We start from the raw sequence: 20525 nt of genomic DNA, 5'->3' as shown, positions 1-20525 counted from the left end.
TCGATGCGCATGGCGTGGTTCTTTGCCCGCGCTTATCCGTGGCTGGGCAGCCTCACGCGGTTCGCGTCACCGCCTGCCAGATGCCGGGCAGGATCGAGGCGACCAGCAGGAGCGCCATTGCGACATTGAAGCGGCGCAGCACGATCGGACGCGACAGCCATGCCTTGAGCATCGATCCCGATCCCGCCCATGTCACGATGCATGGCAAACCGACCAGTGCCAGCACGAGCGCGATCAGCGGCACATCGGACACAAGGTGATCGGTTCGCGCGAAGCTCGCCACCGCTCCCAGCACCATCGCCCATGCCTTGGGGTTCACCCACTGGAAGGCCGCCGCGTCGAGCGTCGTCAGCGGGCGACTGCGGCGGCCATCCTCGCGGAGACCGGTCGACGTCGCGATTCGCCAGGCCAACCACAGAAGATAAGCGGTGGACACGATATGGAGGCTGACAAACAGCCACGGCAGGCGATCGGAGAGGCCTGCGACGCTCCAGCCGAGCACCAGCACCATGACCGCGCAACCGCCGGAAATGCCGAGGATGTGAGGGACTGTCCGGCGCAACCCGAACGTCGCGCCGGAGGAGAGCAGCATCATGTTGTTCGGCCCGGGGGTGATCGACGACACGAAGCAGAAGGACAGCAAGGTGATCAGCGTGGCCGCCTGCATCAGGGCCTCCCGCTCGCAGCGGACGGCGCCTCCAACGCGATGGCGCTCCGCTTCGCGTCGGCGATGCCGGCGTTGGCGCGCGCGGCGGCCATGGCATCGGAATAGCAGGCGGAGCGGCGGATGGCGTTGCGGTATTCGGACAGTTCATGGCCCTCGGCGCCGCAGACGGCCAGCGCCGCCTCACCCAGGCGCCGTTCGAGCCGGCGCGCATCGGCGGGCGAATGCACGGCGATCCGCTTGACCACGACGCTCGTCGTAAGGTCGTCGCCCACGCCGCGAGCGGTCACCGGCGCGGCCAGGGAAAGGGCGAGAGCGACCGCGGTCGCATGGTTCCTGAACGACATGATATCCTCCTTTTTGGTCGCCGCCCGTCTTGCTCGAAGGCCGGCGCACCGCTAGAGACACTTGCAGTACAATTCGATCAAACTGTGCTGACAGATGGAGCAATACGGTCATGCTGGTGGAGGCGACGGACGGCACCTTGACCGAGCAGGTGATGGCATTGGTCCGCACCCGCATCGAGCGACGCCAGTTGGTGTCGGGCGCGCGCCTGCCCTCCGTGCGGGCGATGGCGGAGGCCGCCGGCGTCTCGAAATCGACCGTCGTCGAAGCCTATGACCGGCTGGTCGCCGAGGGTGCGATCCGCGCACGGCCGGGATCGGGCTTCTACGTCGCTGCCCCGCTCGCGCCGCTCACGATCGCGGCGGTCGACAGCCGCGCCGATCTGGCGATCGATCCACTCTGGATGCTGCGGGAGTCGCTATCGCCACGGCCCGGCGCGATCCTGGCGGGGGGCGGCTGCCTGCCCGACGACTGGCTTCCCGTCGAGCTGCTGCGCAAGGGGCTCCGCACCATCGCCCGCACCGCGCCGCTGACTTCCATGACGAACTACAGCACCGCGATGGGATCGGAACCGGTGCGCCGCCTGATCGCGCGACGGATGGGCGAACAGGGCGTAGACGTCGCGACCGACCAGATCTTGCTGACCGATTCCGGCACCCAGGCAATCGATCTGATCTGTCGCTTCCTGATCGAACCGGGCGACGTCGTGCTGATCGACGACCCCTGCTATTTCAATTTCCAAGCACTGCTGCGCGCGCACCGGGCGCGCCCGATCGGCGTGCCGTTCACGCCGCACGGGCCGGATGTGGAGGCCTTCCAACAGGCGCTGGAGGAGCATCTGCCACGCCTCTACATCACCAATTCCGCCATCCACAACCCGACCGGCGCCAGCCTCTCCGCACCGGTCGCGCACCGCCTCCTGAAGCTGGCCGAGGCGCATGACCTGCTGATCGTCGAGGACGATATCTTCGCCGATTTCGAGACGGTGCCATCCGCGCGACTGGCGGCGTTCGATGGCCTGGATCGGGTTATTCGGGTCGGTAGCTTTTCGAAGTCGCTGACCAGCGCGGTGCGCTGCGGCCATATCGCCGCGCGGCGAGACTGGATTGCCGCCCTCGCCGATCTGCGGATCGCGACCGGCATGTCGTCGAGCCCGATCTCGGCGGAGCTCGTCCATACCGTGCTCACCGATGGCGCCTACCGCCGCCATATGGAAAAGATCCGGGGCCGGCTGGAACAGACGATGACACGCGTCATTCCCCGCCTCGCGGAGATCGGAATCGTGCCATGGATCGAGCCCAGCGGCGGCATGTTCCTGTGGGCTCGTTTGCCGGACGATCTGGATGCGGTGGCGGTCACGCGCCATGCGCTGCGCAGCAACATAGTGCTGGCGCCGGGCAATGTGTTCAGCGTCTCGCAGAGTGCCGGCAGCTACCTTCGCCTGAATGTCGCGAGGATGGGGGATGATCGCGTGTTCGAAGTTCTCGAAGCGGCGATGGCGCATTGCGGTCGCGGTCAGGGGCTTGCGATCCCTCCTTCCGATCATTGAAGCCAATGGTGACAACGCGCTGGCAGATCAGGCTCGATCGACCGGCGATCTCATAGCCTGCGGCCAAGGATAAGAAGAGATGCCGTCGGCCGCGCAGGCACTGAGATGCTCTGCCAAGCTCTTCGTAATCCGCGACGACATCGCGCCCTGCGCAAAGCAGATCAGCATCGAGCGGTGCGCCCAGTCGTCGGCGAGCGGCACCACGTCGAGACGCATTGAACGCGCGAACCCGCGTGCGGCGATATCGGGCAACACGCCCAGTCCGAACCCGGCTTCGACCATCCGGCAGACCCCGTCGAAGCTTCGGACCTGCATGCGCAGGCGGAGTTTGCGATCCGCCTTGGCAGTCTCCGTCATCAATGTCCTGGTCAGCGCGGTCGCCTGCAGGAGGCCGACGAAATCCCGATCCTGCACTTCGGCGAACAGGATGCTCTTGCGATCGCCGAGCGTGCCAAGCGGCGCCAGCAGCGCAAGGCGATCATGCCGGTAGGGCAGCGTTTCCAGCTGATAGGTCTGCGTACCCTCGATGATGATCCCGAGATCGCCCTTTTCGGAGATGAGGTTCTCGACGATATCGCTACTGACATTCTCGGCGAGATCGAGGCGCACGTCGGGACGTTCGTCGGCATAGGCGGCGAGATCGGCGGGTAGAAACTGGATGATCGCCGATGGGCAGGTCTGGACGCGGACGGTGCCGCGCACGCCGCCGGCAAAATCGGCCATCTCGGCATCCATCGCCTGCGCGTGATCGAGAACCGCGCGCGCGTTGGCCAAGCATGCCTGGCCAGCCCCGGTCAGCGCCATTCCCTGGCGGCTTCGCTGGAAGAGCTTCACATTGTAGCGATGCTCGAGATTGGCGATGCGGCGGCTGGCCGCGGCGATCGCCAGATTCGACATCCGCGCGGCCTCGCTGAGGCTTCCACATTCCGCCGCGCGAACGAACAATTTGAGCGACGTCAGATCAGACACGAGGCCTCCTTTCGCATCTTGCGAAGACACCCTTTGCATAATGTCGATATCGCGCAAGCGGAAGCCGTGGTTTTAGCGATGTCAGCGTGCACGCAAGACACGCAATCGCATATCGCGAACATGGAGGGGGTAATGGCGAAGGCCTGGACGTCGCGGCGTCTTTTCACGAAATTCGGTATCATCGCAGGACTGGCCGGGCTGGCGGCGGCACCCGCCGTCGCGGTGAAGTTCGACGCCGGCGATTATGTGCCCGCGCCGCCGGGGACCAACCTCCTGCTGCTCTACATGCAGCACGCCTCGTCCGACTCACTCTGGGCGAACGGTCACAAGATCGACGACAAGGCGCGCCTCGATACCGACGTCGGCATTTTTCGCTATGTCGGCTTCGGCAAGGTCGCCGGCATGACCTTCGATTATCAGATCCTCCAGCCCTTCGGATCGCTGCGCGCGAGCGGCTCTACCGCCAGTCTCGGCTCGACGAGCGGTGTCGGCGATACGATCCTGGTCAGCACATTGTGGGTGGTCAACAAGCCGCAGAGCGGCACCTATGTCGGCATCACGCCCTATCTCTACATTCCCGACGGCAATTATAAGGCGACGCGCGCCCTCAATCTCGGTGAGAACCGGTGGAAAGGGGCAATGCAGGGGGTGATCTCGCAGCAGATCACCAAGCATTGGATCGCGGAAGGCGCCGCCGATGCGACATTCTACGGCGACAATGACAAAGCGCCGGATGGCCCCCTGAAACAGCACAAGATGTTCGAGTTCCAGGGCTGGGCGCGCTACCTGTTCGATCCCAAGACCGAAGTGAACATGCGGGTCAGCTACACGACGGGTGGTGACACGTCGCTGGACGGCATCGGCCAGAATGACTCGACGCATACCTGGTCGTTCCTCGGCACGTTGCGCCGGTCGCTCGATGCACATCATCAGATCATGATCCAAGGCGGCAAGGATATTTCCGTCCGCAACGGCTTCAAAGAGGGGATGCGGTTCCAAGTCCGCCTCCTCCAGATTCTCTAAGAACGATAATTCGGAGAGGTTTATGGCGAAGGATATCGACGAGGGCGCGCTCGGCCAGGCGCTGCTCGGGCTCAACCGCGGACGCTTCGATCGCCGCGCGTTCCTGACGTCGGCGATGGCCGCCGGTGCAAGCTTTGCGGTCGCCAACGCGCTGGGCCTCGCGGCCGGGCCGGCCTGGGCGAAGTCGACCCGCAGCGTACCAGCGCCCCGTGACGCGGACTATATCGTCATCGGTGCCGGTTCGGCCGGCGCGACCGCGGCCGGGCAGCTCGCGCTGCGTACCGGCGCGTCCGTGCTCGTGCTCGAAGGCGGCATCTCGGACGATGCCGAGGACATCAACAATCCGTCGCAATGGCCGCAGGCGCTCGCCTCCGCTTTCACCAAGGGCTATGCGACCACCCCGCAACGCCACGCCAACGACCGCGTCATCCCCTATCCGCGCGGCGAGGGCCTGGGCGGGTGCAGCAGCGTCAACTGCATGATCTACGGCCGCGGCAGCCCGCTCGATTATGACGACTGGGCCTATAATGGCGCGCTGGGTTGGGACTGGAAGTCGGTCCTGCCCGACTACAAGGCACTCGAGGATTGGCAGGGGGGCGCGAGCGACTATCGCGGCGCAGGCGGCCCGCTCCATGTCACCCAGCCAAATCCGACCAGGGGCCATGAGGGCGCGCGTGCGTTCATGGAAGGCGCGAAGTCGCTCGGCTATGCGGAGAATCCGGACTTCAACGCGGCCGCGATCGAGGGGCCGGCGTGGGTCAACATGACAGTCTACGCCGGGCGCCGGCAGAATTCCGACGTCGCCTTCCTGCGCCCCGCGCTGGAGAAGGGCGCCAAGCTCACCGTGCTCACCGAAGCGCCGGTGCTCAAGCTGGTGATCGAGAAGGGCCGCTGCGTCGGCGTCCAATATCTCCATGCCGGCCAGGTGACGACGGTGCGCGCGCGCAAGGAGGTGATCCTCTCCGCTGGCGCGGTGATGACGCCCAAAATCCTGACGCTGTCGGGCATCGGCGACGCCGCGACGCTCCGCAGGCTCGGCATCCCGGTGGTCGCAGACCTGCCGGGCGTCGGCCAGAATCTGATGGACCATGTGCTCGGCGCGGGCGTCAACTTCGAGGCGAAGCGGCCGCTGCCGCCGACCAACTACAACCATTCCGAAGTCTATATGTGGTGGAAGTCGTCGCCCGATCAGCCGGCGCCCGACATCAACGCGCTCTATGTCAGCCTGCCGTTCGCGACCAAGGAGCTCAACCTCCAGCAGACCAACGGCTACGCCATCCTGTCCGGCGTGATGCGGCCCAAGTCGCGCGGTGCGGTGACGATTACCTCGGCCGATCCCCGCGCTGTGCCGCTGATCGATCCCAACTGGCTCCAGGTCGAGCAGGACGTCATCGCGCTGCGGGCCGCCACCAACCTCGCGCGCGACATCGGCAATACCGACGCCTATCGCGACATCCGCAAGGCCGAGTTGCTGCCCACCCAGGCGGTCGCCAGCAATCCCGCGCAATATCGCGAGTTCCTCAAAAATTCGGTGTCGACCTATTTCCACCCGGTCGGCACCGCCAAGATGGGCACCGATGCGATGGCGGTCGTCGATCCCAGACTGAAGGTCTACGGCGTCGAGGGGCTGCGCGTCGCGGACGCCTCGGTGATGCCGACGATCACCACCTGCAACACCAATGCGCCCTCGATCCTGATCGGCTGGCGCGCGGCGAAGTTCATCGCCAACGCCTGACCGGCGCTCAGGTCTTCGACGACAGGACGCTCATGAAGTTGCGCACGGCGGGGGGGACGGGCCCCTCCCGCCGATGCGCGACGACGAGTTGAGCCATCGGGCCGTCGCCGGCGATCCGCGCATAGGTCACGCCCTGTGCGTGGAGCTGGCACATCGATTCCGGCACCAGCGCGACACCGACGCCCGCTGCGACCAGATTGACCGTCGACGCCATCTGCGGCGCCTCCTGCGCGATGCGCGGCGAGAAGCCGGCGTTGCGGCAGGCGGCGATGATGCTGTCATAGAGCAGCCGGCCATTGGCACGCGGATAGAGAATGAAGGGTTCGCCCGCGAGCTCGAGCAGTTCAAGCGACCCCTGCCCTGCCAAACGGTGCCGCGCGGGCAGCGCGATCCACAACGCCTCGTCGGGAAGGCGGCGCGTCACGAGATCGTCCGTCTCCCCCAGCGCCGGACGCAGGAAGGCGATGTCGAGCGTGTTGTCGGCGAGGCTATTCAGCAGGCGCGCCGTCGTCTGTTCGACCAGCGCGATCGACAGACCGGGAAAATTCTCTCGAAAGCGGCCGATGATGCCCGGAACCAGGGGATTGAACGACGCCGAGCTGGTAAATCCGATCGTGAGGCCGCCGATTTCGCCCCGCGCCGCACGCTGCGCCGCATAGGCCGCCTGCTCGGCCGCGGTGACAGAGGCCTGCGCCAACGGCATGAACGCACGCCCTGCCTCGGTCAGCTCGACCCCGCGGGTGAGGCGGTGGAACAGTCGGACGCCAAGCTCGTCCTCGAGGATCTTGATCTGCTGGCTCAGCGGCGGTTGTCCGATGCCAAGAACCTTGGCGGCCCGGGTGAAATGACGCTCCTCGGCGATCGCCAACGCGTAGCGTAAATGTCGCAGTTCCATATTCCGATTTAATCGAAATCGCGCATGTCATGCAATCGGCGAATGATCCCGATGTCGAGCGGCGGCTGTTGACGATTTTCGCCGCAGGGCGATCCCCTCGCCCGTCGATCATGGCAGCGCGCACAAGCAGCCGGTTAACGCGAGCCGCCAAAAGGCTCATATTTTTGCATTGCAGCACGCGTTTTCCGGGAACGCATCAAAAGTCCCGCAGCGAGAGGAATTCGACAATGCCGCATCTGCGATGCTGCACCTGCGTGATATCTCGATCTAATGAAGATACGCGCAAACCGCTATTAGACCGGATAGCGAGGCGGGCCTAAGTCGGGCGCATCACGGCGCGACCAAGACGCCCGACGAGAGAGGACCATCATGCTGCCCGGGCTTTTTCGATCAACGGCGATGCCGAGCCCGACTGCGCGGCAGTTCGTTCCCACCGGGCGCCCAGCAGGAGAGACGGCATGAAAATCGACTTCACGCGAAACTTCATCGGCGGTGCCTGGGTCGATCCCGTCGAGGGCGCGACCATGCCCGTCTACGAACCCGCGACCGGCAAGCCGTTCGGCAGCATCGCCGACAGCGGTATCGCCGACGTCGATCTCGCGGTGGTCGCTGCGCGCAAGGCTTATGACGACGGCGCCTGGGGGCGAACGACGGCGACCGAGCGCGGCCGGATGCTCACGCGGTTCGCAGAACTGATCCTGGGCAATGCCTCGGAGCTGTCGGCGATCGAGGCGAAGGACACCGGCAAGCCCAAGAGCGTCGCCGATGCCGACTTCGTCGCGCTGGCCCGCTATTTCGAATTTTACGGCGGCGCCGCCGACAAGCTCCACGGCGAGGTCATCCCCTATCTCAACGGCTATCATGTCGGCGTGCTGCACGAGCCGCATGGCGTGACCGGCCATATCCTGCCTTGGAACTACCCGGCGCAGATGTTCGGCCGCACGCTCGCGCCGTCGCTGGCAGTGGGCAATGCGACCGTCCTGAAGCCCGCCGAGGATGCCTGCGCGTCGTCGCTGCGGCTGGTCGAGCTGGCGGCCGAAGCGGGTTTCCCCGAAGGCTCGATCAACGTCGTCACCGGCAAGGGCCATACCGCCGGCGCGGCGCTCGCCTCGCACCACGGCGTCGACTTCATGTCGTTCACCGGATCGCCTGAGGTCGGCCAGATCATCCAGAAATTGTGCGCGGACCATTATATCAGCTGCACGCTCGAGCTCGGCGGCAAGTCGCCGCATCTCGTGTTCGCCGACGCCGACCTCGACGCGGCGATCCCCGTCATCGTCAAGGCGATCATCCAGAACAGCGGCCAGACCTGCTCGGCCGGCAGCCGCGTGCTGGTCGAGAAGGCGATCTACGACAAGTTCGCGGCGCGCCTCGCTGACGCCTTCGCCAAGGTGCGCGTCGGCAGCCCCGAGATGGATTTGGATTGCGGCCCGATCATCACCGCCAAGCAGCAGAAGCGCGTGCAGGGCTTCATCGATCGGGCGCGCGAGGACGGCATCGCGGTGCTCGCCGAGGGGCAACTCGCCGACGGCATTGCGGCCGACGGCTATTATGTGAAGCCGACCGTCTTCGGCCCCGTGCCGAGGGCCAATGTCATCGCCTCCGAGGAGGTGTTCGGCCCGGTTCTCACCGTGCTGCCGTTCGAGGACGAGGCCGACGCGGTGCGCCTCGCCAACGCCACCGACTATGGTCTCGTCGCGGCGGTCTGGACCCGCGACGGCGCCCGCCAGATGCGGCTCGTCAAGCGCATCCGCTCGGGCCAGGTGTTCGTGAACTGCTACGGCGCGGGCGCCGGCATCGAGCTGCCATTCGGCGGTTCGGGCAAGAGCGGCCATGGTCGCGAGAAGGGCTTCGCTGCCCTCCACGATTTCAGCAAGACCAAAACGATGGTGATCAACCACGGTTGATCGCCGGCTTCTTCAGGAGAGGATTTCGGACATGGATTTGACGGGCAAGGTCGCTCTGATCACGGGCGCCGCCAGCGGCTTCGGGGAAGCCATCGCGCATCGCTATGCCGGGCTCGGCGCCAAGGTGGTGATCGTCGACCTCAACGAGGAGAAGGCCAACGCGGTCGCCGATGCGATCGGCGCGGCGACTGGAGTGGAGAGGGCGATCGGCGTGCGCGCCGACGTGACCTCGCGCGCCGACATCGATGCGGCGCTCGCCGCGACCGTCGAGGCGTTCGGCGTGCCGGACATCATCGTCAACAATGCCGGCTACACGCACAAGAACCAGCCGCTGCTGAACGTCGACGAGGCGACCTTCGATCGCATCCTCAACGTCAACATCAAGGCGATCTACCATATGGTGCAGGCCGCCGTGCCGATGATGCGCGATCATGGCGGCGGCGTGATGCTCAACGTCGGCTCGGTGGCCGGCATCCGCCCGCGTCCCGGCCTGACCTGGTATAACGGGTCGAAGGGCGCGACCAACATGCTGTCCAAGTCGCTCGCGGTCGAGCTGGCGCCCTGGAAGATCCGCGTCAACGTGATCTGCCCGGTGATGGGCGTCACCGGCATGCTCGAAGATTTCATGGGCATGCCGGATACCCCGGACAACCGCGCCAAATTCCTGTCGTCGATCCCGCTGGGGCGGTTCTGCGAGCCCGACGATGTCGCCGACGCCGCCGTCTATCTCGCCACGTCCGAGTTCATCACCGGGGTCGAACTCCCCGTCGACGGCGGCCGCGTGATCTGAGGAGCGCATCATGTTCGAAGGCAAAGCAGCGGTGGTCCGGGACAAGGCCGGCCCGCTCGTCATCGAGGACGTAAAACTCGCCGCCCCCCGGCACGACGAAGTCGTCGTGCGCATCGTCGGCACCGGCGTCTGCCACACCGACATGGTGGTGCGCGATCAGGGCTATCCGGTGCCGCTCCCGCTGGTGCTCGGGCACGAGGGCGCAGGCGTGGTCGAACAGGTCGGTGCCGACGTCAAGACCCTCGCGCCCGGCGATCACGTCGTCCTCGCCTTCGGCCATTGCGGCGCCTGCAACGCCTGCAAGTCGGGCGCGCCCGGCTATTGCGCGGAATTCTACGACCGCAACTTCAAGGGTGCGCGGATGGACGGGTCGCAGGCGATCTGCGACGCGCACGACCATCCGCTGGGCAGCGCCTTCTTCGCGCAATCGAGCTTCGGCACCTTCGCGATGGCGACCGAGCGCAACGCGATCAAGATCCGCAAGGACGTGCCGCTCGAACTGATGGGGCCACTCGGCTGCGGCGTCTCGACCGGCGCGGGCGCGGTGCTCAATGCGCTCAAGCCGCATGCGGCGTCGAGCATCGCGATCTTCGGCGCGGGTTCGGTCGGGCTGTCCGCCGCGATGGCCGCCGCCGCGATCGGGTGCGCGAAGATCATCATGATCGATCTCCACGACGATCGTCTGACGCTCGCCAGGGAGCTGGGCGCGACCCACGTCATCAATGGCGGCAAGGAAGACGCGGTCGAGCGGATCCGCGAAATCAGCGAGACCGGCGGGGTCGACTTCACGCTGGAATGCACCGGCAACGACAAGGTGCTCGTGCAGGCCGTCGACGCGTTGCGCATTCCCGGCACCTGCGGCCTGGTCGGCGCGGCCGCGATGGGGGTGCGGGCGAGCATCGACATGAACACGCTGCTGTTCGGCCGCACGATCCGCGGCATCATCGAGGGCGATAGCGTGCCCCAGATATTCATTCCTCAGCTGATCGAGCTGTGGCGGCTGGGCAAATTCCCCTTCGACAAGCTCGTCCGCTTCTACGACCTCGCCGACATCAATCAGGCCATCGCGGATTCCGAATCCGGGCGCGTCCTGAAGCCCATCGTGCGTCCCCATTGAAAACGGAGAAGATGAAATGACCGTGGCATCTGCACTCAAGCCCGCCGCCAAGATCGACTTCGACGGCCCCTATGCGCTGACCATCAACGGCAGGATGGTCGAGACCAACAAGAGTTTCGACGTCCTCAATCCCGCGACCAACGCGGTGTTCGCCAAGGCACCCGAGGGCACGGCCGAGCATATGGAAGCGGCGATCGCCGCGGCCAAGGCCGCCTTCCCGAAATGGGCGGCGCTGAGCTGGGACGAGCGCGGCGCGCTGGTCGAGGCCTATGCCGACGCGCTCGAGGCCCACAAGGAAGAGCTGATCACCCTGCTTACCATGGAGCAGGGTAAGCCACGCCATTCGATGGCGAAGGGCGAGGTCGAGGCCGCGATCTTCTGGGTCCGCGAAGTCGCCAAGCGTCGTTTGCCGATCGAGATGCTGGAAGATACCGCCGATCATGTCGTCGAGGTCCATCACACGCCGCTCGGCGTCGTCGGCGCGATCACGCCCTGGAACTTCCCCGTCCTGCTCGGCCTGTGGAAGGTCGCGCCCTGCCTCGTCACGGGCAACACCATGGTGATGAAGCCATCGCCCTACACGCCGCTCTGCACCCTGCGCTTCGGCGAGATCGCGCAGACCGTGTTTCCCGCTGGCGTGTTCAGCGTCGTGTCGGGCGGCAACGATCTCGGCCAGCAGCTGACCGAACATGCCGACATCGCGAAAATCAGCTTCACCGGCTCGACCGCGACCGGCAAGCGCGTGATGGCATCGGGCGCCGGCACGCTCAAGCGCGTGACGCTGGAACTGGGGGGCAACGACGCCGCGATCGTGCTCGCCGATGCCGATTGGGAGCCGCTGATCCCGACTTTGTTCTGGGCAGCGTTCGGCAATTCCGGCCAGTGGTGCATCGCCTCCAAGCGGCTCTACGTCCATCGCGACATCCATGCCGCTTTCGTCGAGGCGTTCGTCGCCTTCGGGCGCCAGCAGACCGTCGGTGACGGCATGGATCCCAACACCGATCTCGGCCCGATCCAGAACCGCATGCAATATGACAAGCTGAAGGATCTGTTCGCCGACACCAAGGCGCAGGGCTACAAGGTGCCGCTTGGTGGCACGATCGATGAGAGCCTTGCGGGCAATTTCGTGCCCGTCACCATCGTCGACAATCCGCCCGAAGACAGCCGCATCGTGCAGGAAGAGCCGTTCGGGCCGATCCTGCCGATCATCGCCTTCGATACGGTCGACGAGGTGGTCGAAAAGGCCAATGCCACGATCTACGGGCTCGCCGGATCAGTCTGGGGCCGTGATCGCGAGGCGGCCATCGCGGTCGCCAAGCGGCTCGAGACCGGCACGGTGTGGGTCAACGAGATCCACATCCACGGCATCGACATCCCGTTCGGCGGCCACAAGCAGTCGGGCATGGGGGTCGAGAACGGGCATGAGGGCTTGGCCGAGTTCACCAACACCAAGACGCTGATGTTCCACAAATGATCGGCCGGGGGCGGCGATCGCCGCCCCGGTTTTCCCTAGGGGGAAGGGAGAAGATATGCGGCCTCTGGAAGGTATCACCGTCGTCAGCCTGGAGCATGCGATCGCGGCGCCGTTCGCGACGCGCCAGCTCGCGGATCTCGGCGCGCGGGTCATCAAGGTCGAGCGACCCGACGTGGGCGATTTCGCGCGCGGTTATGACGAGCGGGTCGACGGCCTGTCGTCGCATTTCGTATGGACCAACCGCTCGAAGGAGAGCCTCGCGCTCGATCTCAAGAGCGACCTCGGCCGCGAGGCGCTGAACCGGCTGGTCGCCAAGGCGGACGTGCTCGTGCAAAATCTCGCACCCGGCGCCACCGCGCGGATGGGGTTCGATTACGAGACCCTGAAACAGAAGCATCCCGCGCTCATCGTCTGCGAGATATCGGGCTACGGCCAGGACGGCCCGCATCGCGACCGCAAGGCCTACGACCTGCTCATCCAGAGCGAGAGCGGCTTCCTGTCGGTGACCGGAACCGAGCATGAGATGGCCAAGGCCGGCTGCTCGATCGCCGACATCGCGGCGGGCATGTACGCCTATTCGAACATCCTCGCCGCGCTGATCGAGCGCGGGCAGACCGGCCTCGGCAAGCATATCGACGTCTCGATGCTGGAGGCGATGGCCGAATGGATGAGCTTCCCGATGTACTACGCCTATGACGGCGCGCCGCAGGCACCGCGCGTCGGCGCCAGCCATGCCACCATCTTTCCCTATGGGCCGTTCCCGGCGGCCGACGGTGACGTCATGCTCGGCATTCAGAACGAGCGCGAATGGGCCTCCTTCTGCCAGGTCGTTCTCGAGGATCCGGCGATCGCCACCGATCCCCGCTTCGTCACCAATACGCTGCGCTCGGCCAACCGCGCCGAGCTCGGCGCTCTGATCGCGCGGGTGTTCGGCACGCTCGATCGCGACACCGTGATCGCGCGGCTCGACAGGGCGAAGATCGCCAACGCCAGCGTCAACGACATGGCGGGCCTGTGGCATCATCCCCAGCTCGTCGCCCGCAATCGCTGGGTCGACGTCGAAACGCCGGTCGGATCGGTGCCCGCCTTGCTCCCACCGGGGCAGACCGCGGCGCGGATGGACGCGATCCCCGCGCTCGGATCGCATACCGACGCGATCCTCAAGGAGCTGGGCCTCGCCGAAGCCGCCGCGCATGTCGCCTGAATCCGGCGCATCGGCGCGCATCTCGGCCGCGCGCACCTTCCTCTTCGTACCCGGCGACAGGCCCGATCGCTTCGACAAGGCGGTCGCGTCGGGGGCCGATATCGTGATCCTCGATCTCGAAGATGCGGTCACACCGGCGGCCAAGGATGTGGCGCGCAACGCCGTCGGCGACTGGCTCCGCGCGGGAAACAGCGCCGTCGTCCGGATCAATGCGAGCGGCAGCGACTGGTTCGAGGAGGATCTCGCACTGTCGGCCTGTTCTGGCCTGCTCGGGATCATGCTCCCGAAGGCCGAGGTGGGATCGGCGCTCGATCGCGTGGCGGCGATGAGTCCTGTCGTCGCGCTGATCGAGAGCGCAGCCGGCGTCGCCGACATCCAGGCCATCGCCCGCCGATCCGGCGTCGTTCGTCTGGCGTTCGGCACGATCGACCTGGCGCTCGACCTCGACACGACATCCGACGAGGTTCTGGTCACGATCGGGACGCAATTTGTCGTCGCGTCGCGCGCCGCCGGCCTGAGTTCGCCGATCGACGGCGTGACCGTCGGGTTCAAGGATCCGGCGCTCGTCCAAGACGCGATGCAGCTCGCCCGAACGCGCGGATTCGGCGCAAAGCTCTGCATCCATCCCGCCCAGCTGGCCGCCGTGCGCCAAGCGCTGGCGCCGAGCGCCGAGGATATCGCGCGCGCAATGCGGATTATCGAGGCCGATCGGGCTTCCGGCGGTGCGGCGGTGGCGCTCGATGGGCAGATGGTGGACAAGCCGCTCGTCGCCAAGGCGCAGCGCCTGCTCGCCGACGCGAAATCGCTATAGCGGAAGCTCCGGAGGTTCGCTCATCGACACCGCCGGCATGGTTGGACTAACCTGCGCTATATGGGACGGAAATTTCTGCGGAGAGTCCGTTCTTTTGTCGGTTCTTCAGGGCAATGCTGCCACCGTGAATACGGACGACGGATCGGACGACCGCCAGCCCCAGTCCCGTCCCGCCCGTATCCACGCTCCGTGAGTCCTCCAGGCGATTGAATGGCTTGAATACGTCCTCCATCCGGGCTTCCGGAATACCGGGTCCGTCGTCCTCGACCCGGATGACGACGCGATCCCCGTCCTCGAAAACCGTCACTTCCGCAGATTCGCCATAACGGATGGCATTCCCGACCAGATTGTCGATCGCGCGCCGCAACATGGCAGAGTCGCCGACAAAAGGGACGGCCGCGGGCATATTCAACGTCACGCCAAATCCGAGCGCGCGATAATCGCCTGCGACGGAATCGACGATCCCGACGAGATCGAGCGCCTGAAAAACATATGATCCCGCATCGGCCTTCGCGAAATTCAGGGCGGCTTCGACCATGTCCCGCATTTGAATGATGGTCGCGATCATCGCCGCGCGCAGGTCCGTTTCCTCCATCATCTCCGCGCGCAGCCACAGGGAGGCGATCGGCGTCCTGAGATCGTGGCCGATCGCGACCAGCATCTGCGTGCGATCCACGACCGACGCATGGAGGCGCGCTTGCATCATATTGAAGGCGGTGGTCAGCACCCGCAATTCCTCCGGTCCCGTTTCGGGAAGCACGGGTACGGTCGCACCCTGACCGATGCGGCGCGCCATATCGGCCAACGCCGCCATCGGACGCACGATGCTGCGCCTGGAGAGGGCGGCGACGACGAGCACGGCGACGATGCTCGCCACAATCTGATAAATCGCCATGCGCATCCACGAAGGCGCCCGATCCCGTGGAGGAAATGCCGCGTTGATCCAGCGCCCGTCGCGAAGCCGGGCCGACATCAACAGAGCCTCGCCCTGCGCCGCGTTGGACAAGGGAGTGTCGAGCGTCCCCGCATCCGCTTCGCCGAGCGCGAGCCGAACCTCCGTGGCAGCCCCCCCCGTGCGACGACTGATATTCCGTCCCAGCGGGACCGTTTCGGGCTCGATCATGGCGATCGAGACAGACGCCTGCCTGCCGATGGCATAACGATGCCGCGGCGTATCGTAGATCGCCAGGGCTTTGGCTGCGTCGTCGGGCGTCAGCGCATCGACCAGGCGGATCAGCGTTTCGACCTGATCGCCAAGCCGCGTCCGCACCGCTGCTCGATCGAGGCGTGACGTTTCATGGGTGAATAGCAGGAACGCGACGAGTTGCGCGAAGGCTACCGCCACCACGAAGAAGAAGGCGAGCCGGCCTGCCAGCGACCGCGGCAAGATCGTCATGCCAGCCGTACCACATCGGCCGCCAGCACATAGCCGCCGCCCCAGACCGTCTTGATGATTTCAGGATTGTCCGGCGCCTGTTCGACCTTGCGCCGGAGCCGGCTGACCTGATTGTCGATGCTGCGATCGAAGCCATCGCCGACCCGGCCACTCGTCAGGTCGAGCAGCTGATCGCGCGACAGGACCATCCTGGGGTGCCGAACAAGCGCCGACAGCAGCCGAAATTCGGCGGTGCTGAGCGCTACGCTCGCTTCGCCATCCTCGATGACGCGACGATCGGTATCGAAGGTCCAGCGATCGAAGCGAAAGCGTTCGCCGGCCCCGGCCTCGCGGGATCGGGGCAAAGCCCGCGTCCGGCGCAGCACATTCTTGATCCGGGCGAGCAGCTCGCGCGGGTCGAACGGCTTGGTCACATAATCGTCCGCCCCGATCTCCAATCCGACGATCCTGTCGGTCTGCTCGGTCATCGCGGTCAGCAAGATCACCGGCGCGTCATAGGCTTCGCGGATGTGGCGGCAGAGCAGCAGACCGTCTTCTCCCGGCATCATCACGTCGAGGATGACGAGATCGATCGCGCCGCCCGCCAGAATCCTGCGCGCGGCCACCGCATCGGCGGCGGTGCTGACCTTCTCGGCATAGCGGCGCAGATAAGTTGCCAACGGATCGCGGATATCGCGATGATCGTCGACCACGAGGATATGTGAACTGTCCACTTTCGATCCGCATCTGCCTTGGGAAGCCGCGCCAATACCATCCCCGCGGCGTCCGCGCTGATCCAAATCGTCGCAACCTGTCGCAGGCGGGCGAGCCGACACATCTGGCGACATCTTTCGGTCTGGTCGGCATCATTCGGCGACGACTCCGAGCGACAAGCGGACTGTCCGGCGCGGGAATCCCCCAGGAAGCTCGACCCGGTACGCAGGCCTTCTTCGCGGCTCAGCGCGCGAATGGCTCAAACATAGGAGGTTTCCATGCGTCTGCTTTCCCTCGCCGCCGCGATCGCGTCGATCGGCGCCATCGGCATCACCGCCGCTCCAGCCCAGGCCGCGGGCGGTTGCGGCTGGGGCTACCATCCGACGCTGTTCGGCTGTCACCCCAATTATCGGCCGCCGGTCGTCGTTGCGGCTCCCTACGGCTATCGCCCGGTGGTGTATCCGGCCGTCGTCCGTCCGCACCGTTACTGGGGGTGGCATCCGTGGGGCTATGGCTGGTGACGCCAGCCTGGCAAACCCCGTCCTATCCGTTTGAACGGGAGCCGGCCGCACCAGATCTGCGTGCGGCCACTCCACCGATCGCGCCAAGGAACAACGCCCCATGATGAACCGACGTACCCTCATGATCGCCGCCGGCGGGCTCCTCGCCATGCCGCAGATCGCCTTGGCGAAGCGCGGCCATGCCGGCCGTACCGGCGAGAACGCCGGGCCCGGTGATTCTGGATCGGACGAAATTGTCTCGCTCTGGCCGGGCAGGCCGCCAGGTGGAGGCGGCCCGCATGGCAATATCGCGATTGGCGCGAAAGGCGCGATCAGCAACATCGCCATGCCCGTTCTCGAAGTCTATCGCCCTGCCCGGCCGACGGGTGCCGCGATGCTCGTAGCGGCAGGCGGCGGGTACAAGAGGATCGAAGTCGACACCGAATCCCGCCCCGCCGCACGGTGGCTGGCCGCACGGGGCGTGACCGCGTTCGTGTTGCGCTATCGCTTGCCGGGCGAGGGCTGGCATGATGGGCCCCTCGCCCCGCTCCAGGACGCGCAGCGCGCCCTGCGCGTCATCCAGGCAGGCGCTCCGCGATACGGCATAGCCCCCGGCCGGATCGGCGTCCTCGGCTTCTCCTCTGGCGGCCATCTGATGGGGATGACGGCTGCGCGCTCAGCCTTCCAGTCCTATCGGCCCATGGATTCATACGACGGACTTTCCGCCCGGCCGATGGCAGCGGCGTTGATTTATCCCATCGTGACGCTGGAGCCGCCTTATGATCATACGTCCAGCCGAATAGAGCTGGTCGGCAAGCATCCGAGCCCCGCTGCCAGCGCCGATTGGTCGGTCGAGAGCCATATCCGGAGCGGCTGCCCGCCGATGTTCCTCGTTCAGGCACAGGATGATCCTATCTCGAACATCGCCAACACCGCCATCCTGGAGGACGCCGACCGGAGAGCCGGAGTGCCCGTGGAGCGACATGTCCTGTCCAGCGGCGGCCATGGTTTTGGGATGGGGCAACCCGGCACGCCGACAGGTCTATGGCCGAGCTGGTATGAAAGCTGGCTGTCCCGCAATCTCGCCTGACCGTCTGAGGCGAGAAGCGGATCCTGCTGCCTCCGGCTCGTCACGAGCCAGCCAATGCCTCCGCTTCCCGTCCAGAAATATCCGCATCCTCGGCGATAGGCATTGGTCGCCCCGCGCCGCATGGCCATCGGGGGCGACTTATCCGACGGATCGCAACCGACCGCTTCTCAAGCAGCAGATCGATCGTCAAATGCTTTCCTGGCCGATTCGACCTCATCGAAATTGTCGAGGCTCCACGCGTAGAGCGCCTTGAACGGTGGCTGGAGCGATCGGCCGAGAGGCGTGATCTCATACTCTACCGCGACGGGCGAGATCGGGATGACCCGCCGCAACAGCAGGCCGTTGCGTTCCAGGCGACGCAGGCATTGGGTCAGCGCCTTCTGCGTCACGCCCTCCAGATGCCGCTTGATCGCGTTGAAGCGCATCGGGCCGCCGTCGAGCACGACCAGCACCATCATCGACCATTTGTCGGCGATCTGATCGATCAGCAGGCGGCTGGGACAATCGACCGAAAAATGCTGGCATGTGGGCCGAGAGGGGGATTCGGGCGGCAGGTTCAAGGTTTCCTCGCATATACCTAGGCAACTAGAGGTGCCTCGTTGACGCTAGGTATCCATGATATACCTATGCGGCTCCGTTGCAATGGAGTCTGCTTGGAATGACATCGCCCACCGACACCCTGTTCCGTCCCTTCAAGATCGGGTCGCTGGAACTGGCCAACCGTATCGTCATGGCCCCGATGACGCGCTCGTTCGCCGCCGAGGGCATTCCAGGCGAGGCGCAGGCGGCCTATTACCGGCGCCGCGCTGCGGGCGGCGTCGGGCTGATCCTGTCCGAAGGCACGGTGATCGACCGGCCGGCCTCGCGCAACCATCCGGGCATCCCCTTCTTCCATGGCGATCAGGCGCTGGCCGGCTGGCAGGGCGTGATCGATGCGGTGCATGCGGCGGGCGGGCGCATGGGCCCGCAGATCTGGCATACGGGCGCGGTGAAGAGCTTCATGACCGAGTGGGTGCCCGACGCCCCGGTCGAGAGCCCGTCGGGCTATGATGCCCCCGACGTGGCGCGCGGCGAGACGATGAGCGAGGAGGCGATCGCCGACACCGTCGCGGCCTTCGCCAGCGCCGCCGCCGACGCCAAGCGGCTGGGCTTCGACACGGTCGAACTCCATGGCGCGCATGGCTATCTGATCGATCAATTTTTCTGGTCCAGCACCAATTTGCGCGAGGACCGCTATGGCGGCGCGACGATCGGCGAACGCGCCCGGCTCGCGGGCGAGGTGATCGCCGCTGTCCGTACCGCGGTCGGCCCCGATTATCCGATCATCATCCGCCTCAGCCAATGGAAGCAGCAGGATTATAAAGCGCGTCTCGCCGAGACCCCGGAGCTGATGGAGAGCTGGCTCCGTCCGCTGGTCGAGGCCGGCGCCGATGTGCTGCACTGCTCGCAGCGTCGTTTCTGGGAGCCCGAATTTCCGGAGATCGACGGCGAGCACGGGCTGAACTTCGCGGGTTGGGCGAAGAAGCTGACCGGCGCCGCGACGATCAGCGTCGGCTCGGTCGGCCTCTCGGGTGATTTCATGGCGGCGTTTGGTGGCGAAGCCTCGACCAGCGTCGGCCTCGAACAGCTCATCACGCGCATGGAGAAGGACGAGTTCGATCTGATCGCGGTCGGCCGCGCGTTGATCAGCGACCCGGAATGGGCCCTGCATATTCGCGAAGGGGATGCTTCGCGCCTGAAGGGGTTCACCGCCGCCGCGCTCGGCGAACTGGTGTAGTCCGCCGACCGCAGCCGGACGCGTCGCAACGCTCCGGCTGCGGCGACCATAAGCCGGAGGCGTTTCTGGCGGATCGCATCGATGACGTGAAGCGTCCCGATCGACGATCGGACCGCCGCGAAGTGAATGACAGGTTCGATCGGTCATCGTCTTCGTGAGAAGACCGTGCTGGATATACCGGCACGTCCCATGTCAGCCCATCTCAACGACGAATGATGACCCAAATAATCCAGCCGAAAGCCAAGACCATTGCGATCCACACCGGGCCGTAGTGACGAAAGCGTGGCGGCGTCCCGTCGCCATATTCCGCAAGCCGGTAACTTTCCCGATCCAACGGCCCGGTTTCCGGATCGCCATTGTCTTGCAAGGTACGATCTGTGCGCCTGCGCAGATGTTCCCTAAAGTCGATCAGATTGCTGCCGGCCTCGTTGCCGTCGGGTAGGTCGTGCTTGGGCATGGTGGGCATCCATATAGCGACCTCTCACCGGAATGCATCGGGGCCTCGCTTTTCGAAACGGTGAGTTCGATGCGGCCGGCCGCATCGGCCAGAGGGGAAATCGGGCTGCGATTGGTTGGCATCGCCACG

General features: G+C 65.6%; 20 protein-coding genes. 12 read left to right on the top strand and 8 right to left on the bottom strand.

Annotated features, from left to right (window positions below):
* Window positions 1–52 precede the first annotated feature (52 nt).
* Together PBT88_RS11040 and PBT88_RS11035 are read right to left on the bottom strand one after the other, a co-directional pair.
* On the bottom strand, window positions 53–667 hold the full coding sequence (locus tag PBT88_RS11040; protein ID WP_270075399.1) for a LysE family translocator: 615 nt from the start codon (window positions 665–667) through the stop codon (window positions 53–55).
* A complete protein-coding gene (locus tag PBT88_RS11035; RefSeq protein WP_270075398.1) occupies window positions 667–1011 on the bottom strand; it encodes a UrcA family protein in 345 nt (114 codons plus the stop codon). The genes PBT88_RS11040 and PBT88_RS11035 overlap by 1 nt, the downstream gene beginning before the upstream one ends.
* A gap of 110 nt (window positions 1012–1121) precedes the next feature.
* On the opposite strand from PBT88_RS11035, the gene PBT88_RS11030 reads away from it, so the two are divergent.
* A complete protein-coding gene (locus PBT88_RS11030; protein ID WP_270075397.1) occupies window positions 1122–2558 on the top strand; it encodes an aminotransferase-like domain-containing protein in 1437 nt (478 codons plus the stop codon).
* 27 nt (window positions 2559–2585) lie between these two features.
* Here the strand turns inward: PBT88_RS11030 and PBT88_RS11025 are convergent, their stop codons facing one another.
* Complete coding sequence (locus PBT88_RS11025) at window positions 2586–3527, bottom strand: LysR substrate-binding domain-containing protein (protein ID WP_270075396.1); 942 nt, start codon at window positions 3525–3527, stop codon at window positions 2586–2588.
* A 132-nt stretch (window positions 3528–3659) separates the two neighbouring features.
* On the opposite strand from PBT88_RS11025, the gene PBT88_RS11020 reads away from it, so the two are divergent.
* Entirely contained in the window at window positions 3660–4550 is an 891-nt protein-coding gene (locus PBT88_RS11020; RefSeq protein WP_270075395.1) for a transporter, read from the top strand.
* A 22-nt stretch (window positions 4551–4572) separates the two neighbouring features.
* A complete protein-coding gene (locus tag PBT88_RS11015; protein ID WP_270075394.1) occupies window positions 4573–6285 on the top strand; it encodes a GMC family oxidoreductase in 1713 nt (570 codons plus the stop codon).
* Window positions 6286–6292: 7 nt separating this feature from the next.
* On the opposite strand, the gene PBT88_RS11010 is transcribed toward PBT88_RS11015, so the two are convergent.
* Window positions 6293–7153 (bottom strand): LysR family transcriptional regulator, encoded by an 861-nt coding sequence (locus PBT88_RS11010; RefSeq protein ID WP_270075393.1) that lies wholly within the window; start codon window positions 7151–7153, stop codon window positions 6293–6295.
* 485 nt (window positions 7154–7638) lie between these two features.
* Here PBT88_RS11010 and PBT88_RS11005 point away from each other — a divergent pair, with 485 nt between their 5' ends.
* Genes PBT88_RS11005 through PBT88_RS10980 form a run of 6 tightly spaced genes read left to right on the top strand, consistent with a single transcriptional unit; the run spans window position 7639 to window position 14483 of the window.
* A complete protein-coding gene (locus PBT88_RS11005) occupies window positions 7639–9087 on the top strand; it encodes an aldehyde dehydrogenase family protein (RefSeq protein ID WP_270075392.1) in 1449 nt (482 codons plus the stop codon).
* Between the two features lie 31 nt (window positions 9088–9118).
* Window positions 9119–9877 (top strand): SDR family oxidoreductase, encoded by a 759-nt coding sequence (locus PBT88_RS11000; RefSeq protein WP_270075391.1) that lies wholly within the window; start codon window positions 9119–9121, stop codon window positions 9875–9877.
* Window positions 9878–9887: 10 nt separating this feature from the next.
* A complete protein-coding gene (locus PBT88_RS10995) occupies window positions 9888–10994 on the top strand; it encodes an NAD(P)-dependent alcohol dehydrogenase (protein ID WP_270075390.1) in 1107 nt (368 codons plus the stop codon).
* Between the two features lie 16 nt (window positions 10995–11010).
* Window positions 11011–12468, top strand: a complete 1458-nt coding sequence (locus PBT88_RS10990) for an aldehyde dehydrogenase family protein (protein WP_270075389.1) — start codon at window positions 11011–11013, stop codon at window positions 12466–12468.
* Window positions 12469–12523: 55 nt separating this feature from the next.
* Window positions 12524–13672 carry a CaiB/BaiF CoA transferase family protein gene (locus PBT88_RS10985; RefSeq protein ID WP_270075388.1) on the top strand — a complete coding sequence of 383 codons (1149 nt, stop codon included), beginning with the start codon at window positions 12524–12526 and terminating at the stop codon, window positions 13670–13672.
* Entirely contained in the window at window positions 13662–14483 is an 822-nt protein-coding gene (locus PBT88_RS10980; RefSeq protein WP_270075387.1) for an HpcH/HpaI aldolase/citrate lyase family protein, read from the top strand. Before PBT88_RS10985 ends, PBT88_RS10980 begins: the two co-directional genes overlap by 11 nt.
* A 46-nt stretch (window positions 14484–14529) precedes the next feature.
* On the opposite strand, the gene PBT88_RS10975 is transcribed toward PBT88_RS10980, so the two are convergent.
* Entirely contained in the window at window positions 14530–15879 is a 1350-nt protein-coding gene (locus tag PBT88_RS10975; RefSeq protein ID WP_270075386.1) for an ATP-binding protein, read from the bottom strand.
* Complete coding sequence (locus PBT88_RS10970) at window positions 15876–16592, bottom strand: response regulator (RefSeq protein ID WP_270075385.1); 717 nt, start codon at window positions 16590–16592, stop codon at window positions 15876–15878. Before PBT88_RS10970 ends, PBT88_RS10975 begins: the two co-directional genes overlap by 4 nt.
* A gap of 258 nt (window positions 16593–16850) precedes the next feature.
* On the opposite strand from PBT88_RS10970, the gene PBT88_RS10965 reads away from it, so the two are divergent.
* Both PBT88_RS10965 and PBT88_RS10960 read left to right on the top strand, forming a co-directional pair.
* The gene (locus PBT88_RS10965) at window positions 16851–17093 is read left to right on the top strand and encodes a GCG_CRPN prefix-to-repeats domain-containing protein (RefSeq protein ID WP_270075384.1); all 243 of its coding nucleotides are present in this window, start codon (window positions 16851–16853) and stop codon (window positions 17091–17093) included.
* Window positions 17094–17196: 103 nt separating this feature from the next.
* The gene (locus PBT88_RS10960) at window positions 17197–18162 is read left to right on the top strand and encodes an alpha/beta hydrolase (protein ID WP_270075383.1); all 966 of its coding nucleotides are present in this window, start codon (window positions 17197–17199) and stop codon (window positions 18160–18162) included.
* A gap of 167 nt (window positions 18163–18329) precedes the next feature.
* Here the strand turns inward: PBT88_RS10960 and PBT88_RS10955 are convergent, their stop codons facing one another.
* On the bottom strand, window positions 18330–18716 hold the full coding sequence (locus PBT88_RS10955) for a winged helix-turn-helix transcriptional regulator (RefSeq protein ID WP_270079235.1): 387 nt from the start codon (window positions 18714–18716) through the stop codon (window positions 18330–18332).
* 104 nt (window positions 18717–18820) lie between these two features.
* Between PBT88_RS10955 and PBT88_RS10950 the strand changes: the two genes are divergently transcribed.
* A complete protein-coding gene (locus PBT88_RS10950) occupies window positions 18821–19939 on the top strand; it encodes an NADH:flavin oxidoreductase (RefSeq protein ID WP_270075382.1) in 1119 nt (372 codons plus the stop codon).
* Window positions 19940–20141: 202 nt separating this feature from the next.
* Here the strand turns inward: PBT88_RS10950 and PBT88_RS10945 are convergent, their stop codons facing one another.
* Entirely contained in the window at window positions 20142–20396 is a 255-nt protein-coding gene (locus tag PBT88_RS10945; protein WP_270075381.1) for a hypothetical protein, read from the bottom strand.
* Between the last annotated feature and the right edge of the window lie 129 nt (window positions 20397–20525).

The organism is Sphingomonas abietis (assembly GCF_027625475.1).
Taxonomy (GTDB): domain Bacteria; phylum Pseudomonadota; class Alphaproteobacteria; order Sphingomonadales; family Sphingomonadaceae; genus Solisphingomonas; species Solisphingomonas abietis.
This window is presented reverse-complemented; position numbering and strand designations above follow the sequence as displayed.